General features: G+C 64.2%; 16 protein-coding genes. 4 read left to right on the forward strand and 12 right to left on the reverse strand.

The window, feature by feature from the left end:
* Positions 1–505 precede the first annotated feature (505 nt).
* From lpxK to QZY01_RS14055, 4 genes are all read right to left on the reverse strand, one after another.
* Complete coding sequence (lpxK, locus tag QZY01_RS14040) at positions 506–1,570, reverse strand: tetraacyldisaccharide 4'-kinase (protein ID WP_294538035.1); 1,065 nt, start codon at positions 1,568–1,570, stop codon at positions 506–508.
* Between the two features lie 100 nt (positions 1,571–1,670).
* Positions 1,671–2,957, reverse strand: coding sequence for a 3-deoxy-D-manno-octulosonic acid transferase (locus QZY01_RS14045; protein ID WP_294538037.1), 1,287 nt, complete (start codon positions 2,955–2,957; stop codon positions 1,671–1,673).
* A gap of 238 nt (positions 2,958–3,195) precedes the next feature.
* A complete protein-coding gene (locus tag QZY01_RS14050; RefSeq protein WP_294538039.1) occupies positions 3,196–3,432 on the reverse strand; it encodes a DUF4170 domain-containing protein in 237 nt (78 codons plus the stop codon).
* A 53-nt stretch (positions 3,433–3,485) separates the two neighbouring features.
* On the reverse strand, positions 3,486–4,307 hold the full coding sequence (locus QZY01_RS14055; protein WP_294538041.1) for a 3'(2'),5'-bisphosphate nucleotidase CysQ: 822 nt from the start codon (positions 4,305–4,307) through the stop codon (positions 3,486–3,488).
* Between the two features lie 349 nt (positions 4,308–4,656).
* On the opposite strand from QZY01_RS14055, the gene QZY01_RS14060 reads away from it, so the two are divergent.
* Positions 4,657–5,181 carry a DUF6101 family protein gene (locus QZY01_RS14060; RefSeq protein WP_294538043.1) on the forward strand — a complete coding sequence of 175 codons (525 nt, stop codon included), beginning with the start codon at positions 4,657–4,659 and terminating at the stop codon, positions 5,179–5,181.
* Positions 5,182–5,183: 2 nt separating this feature from the next.
* Here QZY01_RS14060 and ubiA read toward each other — a convergent pair whose 3' ends face one another.
* From ubiA to thrB, 4 genes are all read right to left on the reverse strand, one after another.
* Positions 5,184–6,134, reverse strand: a complete 951-nt coding sequence (ubiA, locus tag QZY01_RS14065; protein ID WP_294538045.1) for a 4-hydroxybenzoate octaprenyltransferase — start codon at positions 6,132–6,134, stop codon at positions 5,184–5,186.
* A 3-nt stretch (positions 6,135–6,137) separates the two neighbouring features.
* Complete coding sequence (locus QZY01_RS14070; protein WP_294538047.1) at positions 6,138–6,593, reverse strand: hypothetical protein; 456 nt, start codon at positions 6,591–6,593, stop codon at positions 6,138–6,140.
* Positions 6,594–6,720: 127 nt separating this feature from the next.
* Positions 6,721–7,167 carry a ribonuclease HI gene (rnhA, locus tag QZY01_RS14075; protein ID WP_294538049.1) on the reverse strand — a complete coding sequence of 149 codons (447 nt, stop codon included), beginning with the start codon at positions 7,165–7,167 and terminating at the stop codon, positions 6,721–6,723.
* Complete coding sequence (thrB, locus tag QZY01_RS14080) at positions 7,152–8,219, reverse strand: homoserine kinase (RefSeq protein WP_294538051.1); 1,068 nt, start codon at positions 8,217–8,219, stop codon at positions 7,152–7,154. Before thrB ends, rnhA begins: the two co-directional genes overlap by 16 nt.
* A 141-nt stretch (positions 8,220–8,360) precedes the next feature.
* Between thrB and pyrC the strand changes: the two genes are divergently transcribed.
* From pyrC to dprA, 3 genes are read left to right on the forward strand one after another with little or no spacing between them, the layout of a single operon-like run.
* On the forward strand, positions 8,361–9,686 hold the full coding sequence (gene pyrC, locus QZY01_RS14085; RefSeq protein ID WP_294538052.1) for a dihydroorotase: 1,326 nt from the start codon (positions 8,361–8,363) through the stop codon (positions 9,684–9,686).
* Positions 9,683–10,288 (forward strand): glycerol-3-phosphate 1-O-acyltransferase PlsY, encoded by a 606-nt coding sequence (gene plsY / locus QZY01_RS14090; RefSeq protein ID WP_294538053.1) that lies wholly within the window; start codon positions 9,683–9,685, stop codon positions 10,286–10,288. Before pyrC ends, plsY begins: the two co-directional genes overlap by 4 nt.
* The gene (gene dprA, locus QZY01_RS14095) at positions 10,285–11,532 is read left to right on the forward strand and encodes a DNA-processing protein DprA (RefSeq protein WP_294538054.1); all 1,248 of its coding nucleotides are present in this window, start codon (positions 10,285–10,287) and stop codon (positions 11,530–11,532) included. The genes plsY and dprA overlap by 4 nt, the downstream gene beginning before the upstream one ends.
* A gap of 48 nt (positions 11,533–11,580) precedes the next feature.
* On the opposite strand, the gene QZY01_RS14100 is transcribed toward dprA, so the two are convergent.
* The 4 genes from QZY01_RS14100 to QZY01_RS14115 all read right to left on the reverse strand — a co-directional run bounded on the left by QZY01_RS14100 (position 11,581) and on the right by QZY01_RS14115 (position 14,382).
* Positions 11,581–11,895, reverse strand: a complete 315-nt coding sequence (locus QZY01_RS14100; RefSeq protein WP_294538056.1) for a hypothetical protein — start codon at positions 11,893–11,895, stop codon at positions 11,581–11,583.
* 135 nt (positions 11,896–12,030) lie between these two features.
* Entirely contained in the window at positions 12,031–12,492 is a 462-nt protein-coding gene (gene ruvX / locus QZY01_RS14105; RefSeq protein WP_294538165.1) for a Holliday junction resolvase RuvX, read from the reverse strand.
* 54 nt (positions 12,493–12,546) lie between these two features.
* Positions 12,547–13,326, reverse strand: coding sequence for an exodeoxyribonuclease III (gene xth, locus QZY01_RS14110; protein WP_294538058.1), 780 nt, complete (start codon positions 13,324–13,326; stop codon positions 12,547–12,549).
* A 150-nt stretch (positions 13,327–13,476) separates the two neighbouring features.
* Positions 13,477–14,382 carry a PEPxxWA-CTERM sorting domain-containing protein gene (locus QZY01_RS14115; RefSeq protein WP_294538059.1) on the reverse strand — a complete coding sequence of 302 codons (906 nt, stop codon included), beginning with the start codon at positions 14,380–14,382 and terminating at the stop codon, positions 13,477–13,479.
* Positions 14,383–14,482: the final 100 nt, after the last annotated feature.

Here is a 14,482-nt window from a genome sequence, read left to right on the forward strand (position 1 = left end):
CACTTGAGGCGGTCTGCGCTATCGGTCGATCTTCCTCCGGTTCTGTCGTTGCAATCCCCTCGGTTTTCCGAAAAAGTTCAACTCATGATTGCAGTCTGGCGCAAAAAACAGAGAAAAAACGTGCGATTTTTGCAATATTCGCGCCATTTTCGTTCAAGAATTGGTCAATTTTCACCTTTTTCAACCTATAGGGGTATTCGAATCTCCCGCCTCAAGCAGGTCTTCGCACCGAGCCAAACAGCGCGCGCACGCTCGCTTCCGGTTTGCTCTCAACGACGAGTTTCCTCGCTATAACAATAATTTAGACGAAAACTAGCGGCGAGCCGCGCGCCCATGCCGGCTCGGCGATGCATCGCCGTTGTTTCACGTGAAACAAAACAAGAACAAAATCCGCGGGTCGAAAGGCGTTTTCACCCCGTCAAATTCATTTTCACCCGTAACGCTTCCGGCGGTCGCCGCATCAAGTCGCGACAATGGACTTGTCGCATTGCCAAAATCCAGATCCCTAAAGCTCCACCTGCCCCGTAAACCGGCCCGCCGCGCGGCATTGGGCGAGAGCGCTCAGCAGCAATTGCCGCAGCGCCTCCGCCTCGTCGACGACCAGCACGACCGGCAGGGCCTCCGGCAAAGGCAATTTTGGGCGCAGCAGCGGCAGAAAGGCCGACAGCTTGACCATGTCCTTTTCCGTTGTCACCAGCAGCGCGTCGAGCGCCTCGGCCTGGCGCTGCAGGGCGGCGATCTCGGCCAGACGGTAGGGATGATGATCGGGGAAGGCGTGGCGGGCGACCAGTCGCGCGCCGCAGGCCTCCAGCGAATCGAAAAACTTTTGCGGACGCCCGATGCCGGCGAAGGCTACGACCTTCGACCCCAGCATACGCAGGGCGGCGTTGGCGTCCGGCGCCAACCGGCCATGAAACACCGGCTTGCCGGCCTCGGCGACCAACTTGCCGGCTTTTTCGCCAGCCGTTCCCTCGCCGATCACCAGTCCGGCGTCGGTATGTTTCAATTGCAGATCGAGCGGCGCGCGCAACGGGCCGGCGGGCAATAGCCTTCCATTGCCGAAGCCGACCGCGCCGTCGATCACCGCCAGCGTGAAATCGCGGCGCAGGCTGGGGTTTTGCAATCCGTCGTCCATCACAATCATGCTGGCGCCGCCGGCCAGCGCCAGCATGGCGCCGGTCGGCCGGTCGCGCGCCACCACGGTATTGGCGACGCGGGCGAGGAGCAGCGGTTCGTCGCCGGCTTCCGCCGCGCAATGGCGGTGGCGGGCGACGAGATGGGCGCCGCCGTCGGCGGAAAGCGCGCCGCCATAGCCACGCGACAGGAAATAGGGGGTTTCCCCGGCGCGCTTGAGCCATTTGGCGAGGGCCAGCGCCGTTGGCGTCTTGCCGGCGCCGCCGGCGACGAAATTGCCGACGCAGATCACCGGCGCGCTGACCCTGGAGCCCGTTTGCGCCATCCGGCGCACGACCGCGCGACCGTACAACGCGGAAAAAGGCGACAGCAAAGCGCTCATCAGCCGGCCGAACAGGCTTGGCTGGGCGGACCACCAGAAATCGGGCGCGCGCATAGCCCCTCGCATTTTGAGGAAGGATCAGCTTAGTCGCCGCCGCCAGCCGAAGCCAGAAGCTTTTTTTAACGAAAATAAATTGGACCGGCGTCCATGAGTCCTAATGCTCGGATACAATCATGTGGGCGATATAATGTTCGAGCGCCTGCATGATTTTGTCCGAGGCGCCGCCGAGCGCGCCGACGGTTTCGCGCGAGGCCTCCGCCGTGCGGCGCAACAGGACCGGATCGGTCAGCAGAGCCGTCAGGGTCAGGGCGAGCGCTTCGGCGTCCTTGACTTCGATCGCGCCGCCCTTTTCGTCGAGCGCGGCATAGACGTCGAGGAAATTGCCGACATGGGGGCCGTGCAGGATGGCCGACCCCAGTTTCGCCGGCTCGATCGGATTCTGGCCGCCGTGGCCCACCAGCGACTTGCCGACGAAAATAACGCTCGACAGGCGATAGAACAGCCCAAGCTCCCCCATCGTGTCGCCGACATAGACCCGCGTCGCGGGCAAAATCGGCTCGTTGGCCGAGCGCTGCGCGACCTCCATTCCGGCGGCGCGCGCCGCGGCTACGATTTCCGCGCCGCGCTGCGGGTGCCGCGGCGCCAGAACCGTCAGAAGATCGGGGAAGCGCGCCGCCAATTGCTTGTGCACGCGCAGGGCCAGAAGCTCTTCGCCGGCATGGGTCGAGGCGGCGATCCATACCGGGCGCTGGCCGATCTGTTTCGCCAGCGCGTCGAGCCTGACCGGGTCGCCGGGCGGCGCATCGACGTCATATTTGAGATTGCCGACCGCATCGACGCGAGGCGCGCCGAGCTGCAAAAGCCGCGCGGCGTCGTCCTGGCTCTGCGCCAGGCACAGGTCGATCTTGCCGAGCAGCGTCGAGATAAAGCCCGAAAACCGGCGCCAGCGCGCGAAAGAGCGCGGCGACAGGCGGGCGTTGACCAGGGTGATCGGAATGTTGCGCGCGTGGACGGCGCAGATGGTGTTCGGCCAGATTTCCGATTCCGCCAGCAGGAACAGGTCGGGTCGCCAATGGTCGAGAAAGCTTTCGATGAAGCGCGGCGCGTCGAGCGGCACATATTGGTGGCTGGACCCGGAGGGCAGCCTCTGCGCGAGGATGCGCGCCGAAGTCACCGTGCCGGTGGTGACGAGAACATGGAAGCCCTTGGCGATCAGCCGCTCCACCAAAGGCAGCAACGCCAGACCCTCGCCGACGCTCGCGCCGTGAAGCCAGGCCAGACGGCCTTCCGGGCGGGGCAGGCCGGCGACGCCGCGCCGCTCGCCGAGCCGGTTCTGGTCTTCCTTGCCGCGCCGCGCCCGCCGCCACAGGAACAGGCCGCTGATGGGCGCAAGCCCGCTGGCGGCGGCGCGATAGACGGGCAAAAATACCTCGGTCTTCATGTGCGGCTGGCTTCTTCCCGTGACGCGGGAGTTCCTGACGCGAGGCCATCGAATCAGGGCTTCCATTTCTTCGCTTATTTTCTTCGTTTTATTGATGCGCTCAAGGCGCGCCGCTTTGCGCCAGGAGCGGGACGGCGATTTCAGACGCGCTTCATGCCCGTCTTTTCAGGCAAAAAGGCGGCGGCGGCGTTCGCGCCGCTGCTTCTGTCCGGGATTTACCCCGGCAATCGCGATGCCGTCAGTCGTCGGAGGGATCGAGCACGCGGTGAAGTTCGACGACGAAATAGCGCATCTGCGCATTGTCCACTGTCGATTGCGCCTTGGACTTCCAGGCTGAATGGGCGGAGGCGGGATCGGGATAGACGCCGACCAGGTCGATCTCGCTCAGATCCTTGAATTCCGTGGTGGCGAGATTTCGCAATTCGCCGCCAAAAACCAGGTGCAGCAATTGTTTGGGTTCGACTATGTGGCTCATACGCTTCTCCCTTCCAGAATCGGTTGGCGCCCTCCGGGGCGAAAGTCCATCCATCAAGCCCTGCGGCCTGTCGCCGCGCCGCCGACCGCAGCTTCGATCAATCGGGCCTGCAGGACCGGCGGTCCCGCCGCGAGGACGGGATGTTCCGGCCTGGCGCGATTGTAGGACGGCGCGCGTCCCTGCAGATCGGTCAAGACGCCGCCTGCTTCATGCAGGATCAGATCGGCGGCGGCAATATCCCAGTCGCAGGAATTTTCCCGCGCCAGCACCGCGTCGCACTGGCCTTCGGCAACGCGAAGCAGCCGCATGGCGAGCGAGGGAAGACGGGGCTGGCGCGAATAGGTCAGGCCGGCGCCGCCCAGAATCCTGTGCAGATTCTCCGGCGCCGCCAGTCGGGCGCCGGAAAGCTCCTGTCGTGTCGAGACGGCGAGCGGCGTTCCGTTGAGCGTTGCGCCGGCCCCGATGCTGGCCACGAAAGTTTGCGCTAGCGCAGGCGCGTGGACGATCCCGTAAACCGGGCGATCGCCGAACACCAGCGCCAGGCAGACGCAGAAACAGGGGTCGCCGGCCATGAAGCCGCGCGTGCCGTCGATGGGATCGGCGATGAACAGCGTCTCATGCGCGAGGCGTTCGGGCGAATCCACGGTTTCTTCCGACAGCCAGCCGATGCCCGGCGCCAGTTCGGCGAGGCGGGCGTACAAGAGGCGGTCGATGCGCAGATCGGCCTCTGTGACGGGCGAGCCGCCGTGTTTCAGGCTCACATGCGCCTGCGTCGGCGCGCCATGCCGGAAATATTCCATTGCGATGTCGCCGGCTTCGCGGACAATCGCCTCGACGCGAGGCAGAATGGCTGCAAAAGCGGAAAGATCGGGCAAGGGCGAAAGCCTGGGTTCTAGGGCGTTTTCAAGCGAAAGCGAAAATATTTCGCAAAAAGAAAACGCCTGACGCCAAAACGGAACATCCATCCCGTGTAAACGCCGCTCCGCGCCGGCGCAAGCCATTTCGGCCGCGCGGGGAGCCGGCTCGTCTCGAAAGCGGCCAGCCGAACTGTCGACAATTTGAACAATTCTTTTACCGGGATTTTCGCCATGCCCGACGGGAATAGGCGGGCCGGGGAGAGCCATCGCGGATTGCATAAAATGCCGCCTATTTTTTTAGCCGGGCGGTGGGCGGTTGCGGCCCAATCTTGTCGCAAGAGCCGAAACCCGCCGACTGGAGCCCAACATGACGACGCCTCAAGCCAAAGCGATCGATCGGATTTTCGCCCGCGACCCCCGCGCCGACGGCGGCCAGCGCCAGATTTCGATCGCCGCCGACGCCATCGCCATCGACCGCCGGGTGGCCGGGGTGCGGATGCGCCTCGCCCTGCCGATCCGGTCCTTTCGCGGCGTGTCGCTGGCGCTGGTGGAAACCGCGCGCGGCTCGTTTTATCGGGTTGCGCTCGATCACCGCGATCCCGATCTGGCGGTGACGCTGGCCGAGGCGAAAAGCGAGCGCGAGATCGCGCTCGAATGGAAAGCCTGGGCGCAATTTTTTCAGTTGCCGCGCCTGACGCTCGGCTCCGACCTGAAAACCGTCGTCCTCGATTCGAGCCTCGGCGCCCTGGTTCTGGGCGCCGTTCAACCGCGCAAGCGGGGCTGGCCGCTCAAGCAGAGGCGCTCGAAAATTTCTGGCCTGCGCCAACAGGGGCCGGGCGGCCGCGTCATGGCGGTGTTTCGGGATGAGCGCGAAATCGTCTGCTACGAGTAAAATCAACTCACCAGATAATAAAGCAGGTTCTCCGCGAACAGGCCGGCAAAGAGGATGAAGCCGGCGGGACCGTTCGAGCGGAACAATCGAAGCGCCATCGCCTCGTCCGCCTTGTCGAGCTTTCGGACCTGCCAGACGAGATGGCAGGCGAAGGTGATCAGGCCGAGTTGCGCCAGAATTCCGGCGCCGGCGCCGGCCAGCGCCCATTCGGCGCATAGCACGCTTGCCAGATAAAGTAGTGAGACCGCCAACTTCACGTGGTCGCCGAACAGCAGGGCAGTGGACTTGACACCGGCGCTGACATCGTCCCGGCTGTCTTGCAGGGCGTAGATCGTGTCATAGCCGATCGTCCAGAATACACAGGAGGCGTAAAGCCAAAGGGCCGGCGCTTGCAGATCGCCGGTGCGCGCCGCCCAGCCCATCAGTGCGCCCCATGAGAAGGAGAGGCCTAGAACGGCCTGCGGCCAGGAGGTGACGCGCTTCATGAAGGGATAGACCGCAACCGGCAGCAGCGAGCCCATCCCCAGCACAATCGCGAAAGGGTTGAAGCTCAAAAGCACGGCCAGCCCGATCAGCGCCTGCGCCACCATGAACAGGAGCGCCTTGAACGGACCGACCCGGCCCGAGGCCAGAGGCCGGGCGCGCGTGCGCTCGACCTGCGAGTCGATCTTGCGGTCGATCAGATCGTTGAAGGTCGATCCCGCGCCGCGCATGACGACGGCGCCGACGGCAAACAGCGCGAGCTGAGCGAAATCTGGCTTTTGCAGCGTGAAAACGCCGGCAAGGCAGGAGGACGTGAGACAGGGCGCCAGCAGCAACTGCCAGCCGGTCGGTCGGTCAAGCCGCGCCAGCTGGACATAGGGGATCCAGCTCGCAGGCAGCATCCGCCAAATCCGCGCGGCGCCGGCGTCGGGCAGGAGGGTGTCGTTCAACTGGCGCGTCGGCGCGCCCATTTATCAGAGCGGTCCGGCGGGCAATTTCGGCGGCGGCGGCAAATTCCCGCCTCCGGCAAGGCCGCCGCCCTGGCCTTGCATCTTCTTGACCTTGGCGGCGAGATCGCAGGCCTGTTTGGCCATGCTCCCGGTTTTTCCGCTATTGGTCTTGAACCCGTTGATGAAATCGTCAGGAATGTTGCACCATTCCTTGTTCTTGACGAGATAGGCGAGCATTTGCCCCTCGATCGAGCTCATGGTGCGAAAATGCGGGCAGGCGGCGATAGGATCGAGCTTGCCGCCATGGGATTTGGAGATGGCGTTTAGCGCCTCGATCTCGGAATTGCGCTTCTTGCCGAAAGCGCCGAGGTCTTCGTTGCAACTCTGCGCCCGCGCGCCGGAGGCGGCGCAGAGCAAGAGGGCGAGAAAGCCGGCGAGCAGCAGAAATATGCGCGCCGGGGCGAAGATAGGCATGGCCATGAACTGTCCGCTCTGTTGCGTCCCCGCCCCGCCGATCCGGAGCCTCGCCGCGTTCTTAGCAAATGCGGCTGGGCGGAAGCAAGTTTTGCATGTAGGGGCGGTCATCGCCGCAAGCAAGGTCGAGCCTTCAGCGAGAGGCGAGAAACGGCGCCATGCCGGCGCGGGCGAGCGCGTCGGCGCGTTCGTTCCTCTCGTCGCCGGCATGGCCCTTGACCCAGAACCATTCGACCTCATGACGCGCCGCGGCTTCGTCGAGCCTTTTCCAGAGTTCGTCGTTTTTCACCGGCTTCTTGTCGGCGGTGCGCCAGCCGTTGCGCTTCCAGTTGTGCAGCCAGGAGGTGACGCCCAGCCGGACATATTGTGAATCGGTGTGCAGATCGACGGCGCAAGGGCGGGTCAAAGCCTCCAGCGCCGAAATGGCGGCCATCAATTCCATGCGATTATTGGTGGTCGCGGCTTCGCCGCCGCAAAATTCCTTCTCGATGCCGTTGAATGACAGAATGGCGCCCCAGCCGCCGGGGCCGGGATTGCCCGAACAGGCCCCGTCGGTCCAGATTTTCACTCTTTTGGGCACTGGCCCAAACCGTTCGCGCCCAGGCCTTCTTCGCCCAGGCCTTCTTCGCCCAAGCCTTCTTCGTCCAAGCCTTCTTCGTCCAAGCCTTCTTCGTCCAAGCCATAGGCGCTGGCATGGTCGACGGTCAGGTGGAAGCGCAGCTTGCCGAGATATTCGAGGGGATCCTTCGGCCGGACGAGCGCGCCGGGCGGCACATTGAGCCAGTCGTAGAGCCGCGTCAGCAGAAAGCGCAGCGCCGCGCCGCGCGCCAGAATCGGCAAGGCCAGCCGCTCTTCCTCGTCGAGGGGGCGCAGACTCCCATAGCCTTTTAGCAGGGCGCGGCCCTTGGTGGCGTTGAACGCGCCGTCCGGCTCGAAACACCAGGCGTTCAGGCTAATGGCGAGATCGTAGGCGAGGGCGTCGTTGCAGGCGAAATAAAAATCGATCACGCCGGAAAGCTTCTCGCCGATGAAGAACACATTGTCGGGGAAAAGGTCGGCATGGATGACGCCCTGCGGCAGGTCGAAGGGCCATTGCCGCTGCAAGGCGGAGATCTCCTGGGCGATTTCATCGGCCAGGCCGGGCGCCACTTCTTCGGCGCGGGAGCGGGAGGCTTCGAACAGGGGCGGCCAGTCCTCCAGCGCCAGCGCGTTGCGCCGCGACAGTTCAAAACCCTGGCCGGCAAGATGCAATTGCGCCAGCGCCCGGCCGGTCTCGAAACAATGCAGGGTGTGCGGCCGGCGCATGGAGACGCCGTCGAGAAAGGTGACGATGGCGGCGGGGCGCCCTGCCAGTTCGCCGAGCGCCTTGCCGTCGCGCGTCTTGACGGGCAGCGGGCAGGACAGGCCTTTCGCCGCCAGATGCTCCATCAGGCCGATGAAAAACGGCAGGTCGGCGGGGTTCACCCGTTTCTCGTAAAGCGTCAGGATGAAGCGGCCGCGCGCGCAATGCAGCAGGAAATTGGAATTTTCGACGCCTTCCGCAATGCCCTTGAAGGCCAGGACGCCGCCGAGATCATAGGCCGCGAGAAAGGCGAACAGAGCCTCGTCCGTGACATCCGTGTAAACCGCCATCGCCCCGGAAACCCATGGCCACCATGGCCGCATTCGTGTTAGCGGCGCGCGGGCCAAGCGTCAAACGTGCGAGTGGCCAAAAAAAGCGCCGCGCTGCAAAGCCGCGATTGCCCAAACAGGTTCCGCGCGTTATCGAAAGCCATGGTTCAGATAAAGCCCCATCCGCCGCTGGCCTTTGTCAATGCGCGCCTGATCGACCCCGAGAAAGGCGTCGAGCGGCGCGGCGGCGTTCTTGTCGAGGATGGCCTGATCCGGGATTTCGGGCCGCAAGTGACGGTGGGAAACCTGCCGCAAGCTATCGCCGTTTACGATTGCAGCGGCGACGTGCTGTCGCCCGGCCTCATCGATTTGCGCGCCTTCGTTGGCGAACCCGGCGCGGAATTTCGCGAGACCATCGCCACCGCCACCGCCGCCGCCGCCGCCGGCGGCGTCACCACGCTGATCGCCAGTCCCGAAACCCATCCGCCGGTGGACGATCCCGCCGTGGTCGATTTCCTCAAGCGTCGGGCCCGCGATCACGGCCGCGTCCGCGTGCTGCCCGCCGCCGCCGTCAGCAAGCGGCTCGAAGGCCAGGAAATCGCCGAATTCGGACTATTGCGCGAGGCCGGCGCCGTCGCCTTCACCGACGGGTCGCGCTCGATCCGCAACAGCCAGACCCTGCGCCGCGCCATGACCTATGCGCGCGATTTCGACGCGCTGATCGTGCATTTTCCGGAAGACCGCGATCTCGCCGGCTCCGGGGTAATGAACGCCGGGGAACTGGCGACGCGGCTCGGCCTGTCCGGCGTGCCGCGCGAGGCCGAAGCCATCGCGCTCGACCGCGACATCAGACTCGTGCGCATGACCGGCGCACGCTATTGCGCCGCGCCGATCTCGACCACTCTGGCGCTCGACGTAATTGCCGGGGCCAAGGCGGAAGGGCTCGACGTCTCCTGCGGGGTGACGATCAATCACCTGACCCTGAACGAAAACGACATCGGCGACTATCGCACCTTTCTCAAGCTCCAGCCGCCGCTGCGGCGCGAGGAGGAAAGGCTGGCGCTGGTCGAAGCGGTCGCCAGCGGCCTGATCGACATTGTCTTCTCCGATCATAATCCGCAGGACGTCGAAACCAAGCGCCTGCCTTTCGCCGAGGCCGATTTCGGCGCCATCGGGCTGGAAACCCTGCTGGCGGCAGGCTTGCGGCTGGTTCACGCCGGCCGGATCTCCTTGCCCGGCCTGTTGCGCGCCATGACCAGCCGACCGGCGGAAATCCTGCGCCTGCCGCAGGGACGCCTGGCGAAAGGCGCCCCGGCCGACCTGATCTTGTTCGATCCCGACGAGCCTTTCGTGCTGCGAAAAGAACATCTAAAATCGCGTTGCAAGAATACGCCTTTCGACGAGGCGCGCCTGCAAGGCGTGGTCAAGGCGACGCTGGTCGCCGGCCTGTTCGCCCATGGCGCCCCGGTCCAGATGGAGCGCGCATGAATTTCGTTCCGCCTCCGCCCTTGCTGTCTCTCGCGGCTGTCGTCGTCGGCTACCTGCTCGGCTCGATCCCCTTCGGCCTGTTGCTGACGCGGGCGGCGGGGCTCGGCGACGTGCGCGCCATCGGCTCCGGCAATATCGGCGCGACCAATGTTCTTCGCACCGGGAGGAAGGATATCGCCGCCGCCACCTTGCTGCTCGACGGGCTCAAGGGAACTGCGGCGGTGCTGATCTTTTCGCAATTTTCGGCGCTCGCCGGGCTTCTTGCGGGCTTTGCCGCCTTTCTCGGCCATATATTTCCGGTCTGGCTAAAGTTCAGGGGCGGCAAAGGCGTAGCCACTTTTCTCGGCTGCCTGTTCGGCCTCGCCTGGCCGGCGGGCCTCGCCTTCGCCGCGATCTGGCTGGCGACAGCCGGTCTGTCGCGCTTTTCTTCGCTTTCGGCGCTCGTCGCCAGCGCCGCTTCGCCGCTGGTCTTGTGGGCGTTGGGACTTCCCGCCCAAGCCGGGATCGTCGTGGTCATGGCGGCGATTCTCTGGTGGAAGCACGCCGACAACATTGCCCGCCTGCGCGCGGGAACCGAAGGGCGCATCGGCGAGAAGAAATGACGGATTTGCGCCTCTCGACCGAGCAGAAACTGGATTGGCTGCAACTGATCCGCTGCGAAAACGTCGGGCCGCGCACGTTCCGCGCCCTGCTCAATCGCCATGGCGGCGCCGCGCAGGCGCTGGCGGCGCTGCCGGAACTGATCCGCAGGGGCAAGGGCCGCGCCATCGTCATGGCGACGCGCGAAAGCGTCTTGCGTGAATGGGAACGCGCGGAACGATTGGGAGCGCGGTTTGTCGCCCTCGGGGAAGGCGAATATCCGCCCGGCCTTCGCGCCATCGAGGCGCCGCCGCCCTTGCTTTGCCTGAGGGGAAAAGCCGAGATTTTCGAGAAGCCGATGGTCGCGCTGGTCGGTTCGCGCAACGCTTCGGCGGCGGGACTGGCGATGACCGAGAAACTCGCCCGGGGGCTTGGCGCAGCCGGCTATGCCGTGGTCTCCGGGCTGGCGCGGGGCATCGACGCCTGCGCCCACCGCGCCGCTTTGGCGAGCGGAACCATAGGCGTGCTGGCCGGGGGACTCGATCGGCCCTATCCGCCAGAAAACCTCGGGCTCATCGAGCAAATCGCTCAGACCGGCGCGGTGGTCTCGGAAATGCCGTTCGGCTACGAGCCGCGCGGACGCGATTTTCCGCGCCGCAACCGTATTGTCTCCGGCCTGACGCTGGCCACCGTGGTCGTCGAAGCGGCGCGGCGCTCCGGGTCGCTGATCACCGCGCGCTTCGCCCAGGAACAGGGCCGCGAGGTTTTCGCCGTGCCCGGCTCGCCGCTCGACCCGCGGGCGGAAGGCGCCAATGATCTGATCCGCGAGGGCGCCTATCTGTGCGGCGGAGCCGACGAAATCATCGACCTGCTGGCGCCCTTGGCGGCGCGCGGCGCGACGCGCTACGATCTGCTGTTCGAACCCGATCCGGTTCCCTTCGAAGAGCCCTTGTGGGACGAACTGGAAGGCCTTGACTTTCCCGGCGGCTTTCCGGCAGCGCCGCCGCGCGAAAAACAACCACAGAACGCGCCCGGCGAATCGCCGGAGGGGGCGCCGGAAGCCCTCCCGGAAGCCTTGCCGCCGCCGCGCCAGCGCGTCGAGGCGCTGTTGGGTCCGGCGCCGATCGGCATGGACGATCTCGCCCGCGCCAGCGGCAGTTCGATCGGCGAAATCCGCCTGATCCTTCAGGAACTGGAGATCGAGGGCCGCATCGAACGCCACGGCGGCGACCGGGTGTCGCTGATCGACCGCGATTGGCGGCAATGATTTCTTGGGCTTTTCCCGGTTTTAGCGCCCGCTGTAAAGAAAAAAGCCCTACAAATCCTCGTCCGGGGCTTCGCTTTGGCGGGACTGCAATTCGGCTTCGACGCGCGCCATGTTCAACAGATAAGTCAAGAGGTCCAGTCGCGCTTCGCCCGCCATGGCGGCCAGCGCCCCGACCATGTCGGAAATATAGCGCGCGGTCTCCTCGGTCGAACCTTCGCCGGGTTCTTCGTCCTCGTCTTGATCGTAGCGGAGTTCGGCCTCTTGGCGGGCAAGCTGCTCGCCTCGGTCGCTATCGCCCGGATCGGCCTCTGCGGCCATCGCGTTTTTCGATTTCTTGAACATGACGCCTCGATCAATATTCAATTTCGCCTCGCCGGGCTTTTGCCGCCAAAAAATACGGACGCGGCTTCACCGGGGGCTGAAATAGTCTCCACGCCAGGGAGTGTGGCATTATTTCATTTTCCATAAAAGCTTTAACAGTTCCATTTGCATCGCGGATCAACCGAGTCTTGCGAGGCGGTCCAGCGCGCCCTGCAAAATATAGGCAGCCGCCATGCGGTCCACGACTTCGGCGCGTTTGGCCCGCGACACGTCTTGCGCGATCAGTTCGCGGGTGACGGCGGCGGTGGAGAGGCGTTCGTCCCAGAACACGAAGGGGCGGCGCGCCAGGCCTGAAGTCTGGCGGACAAAGGCGCGGGTCGATTGAGCGCGCGGACCTTCCGAACCATCCATATTGAGCGGCAGGCCGATGACGAAAGCGGCGACGCCATGCCTGTCCGCCAGATCGAGCATTTTCCCGACATCGGCGGTATATTTCAGTCTTCTTATGGTCTCCAGCGGCGTGGCCAGCCGTCGCTCGACGTCCGACAGGGCGAGGCCGATGGTTTTCGTGCCGAGATCGATGCCCATCAGCCTGTCGTTGCGACCCAACAGCCCGGCGATTTCCTCCAGAGTGGCCATTGCCGGAATTTTTTGCTGTTCGCTCATGTTTTGGGCCTGGAACGGGGGCGGGCGTCAATCGCGCAGATCGATTCGAATCGGCACATGGTCGGAGGGCTTTTCGCGGGCCCGCATGTCCCGGTCGATGGCTACCGAAGCGAGGCGGTCGGCGGCCTGGGGCGACAACAGCAGATGGTCGATGCGCAAGCCATGGTCGCGCGGCCAAGCGCCGGCCTGATAATCCCAGAACGTATAGTTTTTGGCCGCGTCGGTGGCGGCGCGCAGCGCGTCGATAAAACCCAGCGCCAGCAATTGCCGGAACTTTTCGCGCGTTCCCGGCGCGAACAAGGCGTCGTCGATCCAGCCGGCGGGGTCGTAAACATCGCGCGCGTCGGGAATGACATTGTAATCGCCGCACAGGACCAGGATTTCCTCAAAGGCCAGAAGTTTTCGGGCATGAGCGATGAGCCGGTCCATCCAGGCGAGTTTGTAGGTGTATTTTTCGCTCTCGATGGGGTTGCCGTTCGGTAGATAAAGACAGCCGACCCGCACAACCGTCCGGCCGCGGGGAATGACGGCCTCGATATAGCGCGATTGTTCATCGCTTTCGTCGCCGGGCAGGCCGAGGGAGGTCTCGAACGGCGTTTTCGACAGGATGGCGACGCCATTATAGCTTTTCTGGCCGTGGATGGCGACGTTATAGCCGGCCGATTCGATTTCGAGGCGCGGAAAAGCCGCTTCCTGGCATTTCAATTCCTGCAGGCACAAGACATCCGGCTGAACCTCCTGCAAATAGGCGAGCAAGGCTTCGGTTCTCTGGCGGACCGAATTGACGTTCCAGGTGGCGATGCGCATCGAAAAATTCCCGGCGGCGAACGGCGGCGGATGGCTGCCGCGAGCGATTCCTTGTCCGCCCAAGCCCGCATCATGGAGCTTATGCCGCTGAAGCGCAAAAAAAGAGACCGCCATGCGGCGGCCTCTCCTGGTTCGATCGGTTGCTTTTGCTCAGGCCGCGACCGAAGCCTTCGCCCGTCGGCGTCCCGCAAAGCCGAGAACGCCTAAACCCAAAAGCATCATCGCCCAGGTCGAGGGCTCCGGCACGGCGGCGCCCACGCTCACAAAGTCGAGATTGGAATTCCAGCGTCCGCGCCTGTTGTCGTTGGGGAACACGAGGCGCGCGACGCCATTGGCCGGGAAGTCGGTGTTCGTCGCCGCATAGGCCAGCAGGTCGTTGGGATTGCCGCCGAGCGACGGGTCGAGTTCAGCCAGCGACAAGGTCACGACATAACCGTCGGTCGCCGTGGTCACGACAATCTGGCCGGTAATATCGGAGGTTCGGCTTGCGTTGACGAAATTGAAAAAGGAAACGCCCGCATAGGTAACGCCGCTCCAAGTCGTCTGCGCGGGCGCAAAATCGTTCTTCAGGTCGCTCAATGTGTAAGCGCCGGGATTAATGACGTTGCCCGAGAGATTGACTTTGGCCGACTGGCCGCCGCCCGTGCCTTTGGAGGCCGGGGCGGCGATCACCTGCAGGCTTTTCAGATTGCCGATGTCGCGTCCCGAGGCGCCGGGATTGGGGTCGATCAGCGTGTAAACGCCGCCGCTGACCGCAATATAGGGCGCGCCATTCGTCCCGCCAAAGAACGGGTCGATCTCGCCAAGCGAGAAGGTTGTATGCGCGCCGGTCGTGCTCGTCGCCACGATATAGTTGCGCAGGATGGCGTTTTTGGCGTTGTAACCGGCGGTCGTGCTGGTCTGGACCCCGCCGACCAGCGACCACAAGGTCTCTCCATCGGTCACCGGGACTTTGCCGCCGATGCCATTGCCGATGATGAGCAGATTGGCGTTGCCGGATGCAGTCATCATGACCGTCAGGGCGCCGGCCATCATGGCCGGTCGAAGTGCTTTCATCGTTCGTACCCCTCTTTATGTAATTCACTTACATAAAGTAGCAGAACGAAAGGTCATGTCAAAGGGCGAGCGAGGCCCGGCTTTCGTTCAGTCCGACGCT

The sequence above is a fragment of the uncultured Rhodoblastus sp. genome (genome assembly GCF_903903185.1).
Lineage (GTDB): Bacteria > Pseudomonadota > Alphaproteobacteria > Rhizobiales > Beijerinckiaceae > Rhodoblastus.

Excerpts from the sequence above, each read along its gene's own strand:
- lpxK (WP_294538035.1), bottom strand. The coding sequence starts at position 1,570 with ATGCGCGCGCCCGATTTCTGGTGGTCCGCCCAGCCAAGCCTGTTCGGC.
- QZY01_RS14045 (WP_294538037.1), bottom strand. The coding sequence starts at position 2,957 with ATGAAGACCGAGGTATTTTTGCCCGTCTATCGCGCCGCCGCCAGCGGG.
- QZY01_RS14050 (WP_294538039.1), bottom strand. The coding sequence starts at position 3,432 with ATGAGCCACATAGTCGAACCCAAACAATTGCTGCACCTGGTTTTTGGC.
- QZY01_RS14060 (WP_294538043.1), top strand. The coding sequence starts at position 4,657 with ATGACGACGCCTCAAGCCAAAGCGATCGATCGGATTTTCGCCCGCGAC.
- ubiA (WP_294538045.1), bottom strand. The coding sequence starts at position 6,134 with ATGGGCGCGCCGACGCGCCAGTTGAACGACACCCTCCTGCCCGACGCC.
- QZY01_RS14070 (WP_294538047.1), bottom strand. The coding sequence starts at position 6,593 with ATGGCCATGCCTATCTTCGCCCCGGCGCGCATATTTCTGCTGCTCGCC.
- thrB (WP_294538051.1), bottom strand. The coding sequence starts at position 8,219 with ATGGCGGTTTACACGGATGTCACGGACGAGGCTCTGTTCGCCTTTCTC.
- pyrC (WP_294538052.1), top strand. The coding sequence starts at position 8,361 with ATGGTTCAGATAAAGCCCCATCCGCCGCTGGCCTTTGTCAATGCGCGC.
- plsY (WP_294538053.1), top strand. The coding sequence starts at position 9,683 with ATGAATTTCGTTCCGCCTCCGCCCTTGCTGTCTCTCGCGGCTGTCGTC.
- dprA (WP_294538054.1), top strand. The coding sequence starts at position 10,285 with ATGACGGATTTGCGCCTCTCGACCGAGCAGAAACTGGATTGGCTGCAA.
- ruvX (WP_294538165.1), bottom strand. The coding sequence starts at position 12,492 with ATGGCCACTCTGGAGGAAATCGCCGGGCTGTTGGGTCGCAACGACAGG.
- xth (WP_294538058.1), bottom strand. The coding sequence starts at position 13,326 with ATGCGCATCGCCACCTGGAACGTCAATTCGGTCCGCCAGAGAACCGAA.
- QZY01_RS14115 (WP_294538059.1), bottom strand. The coding sequence starts at position 14,382 with ATGAAAGCACTTCGACCGGCCATGATGGCCGGCGCCCTGACGGTCATG.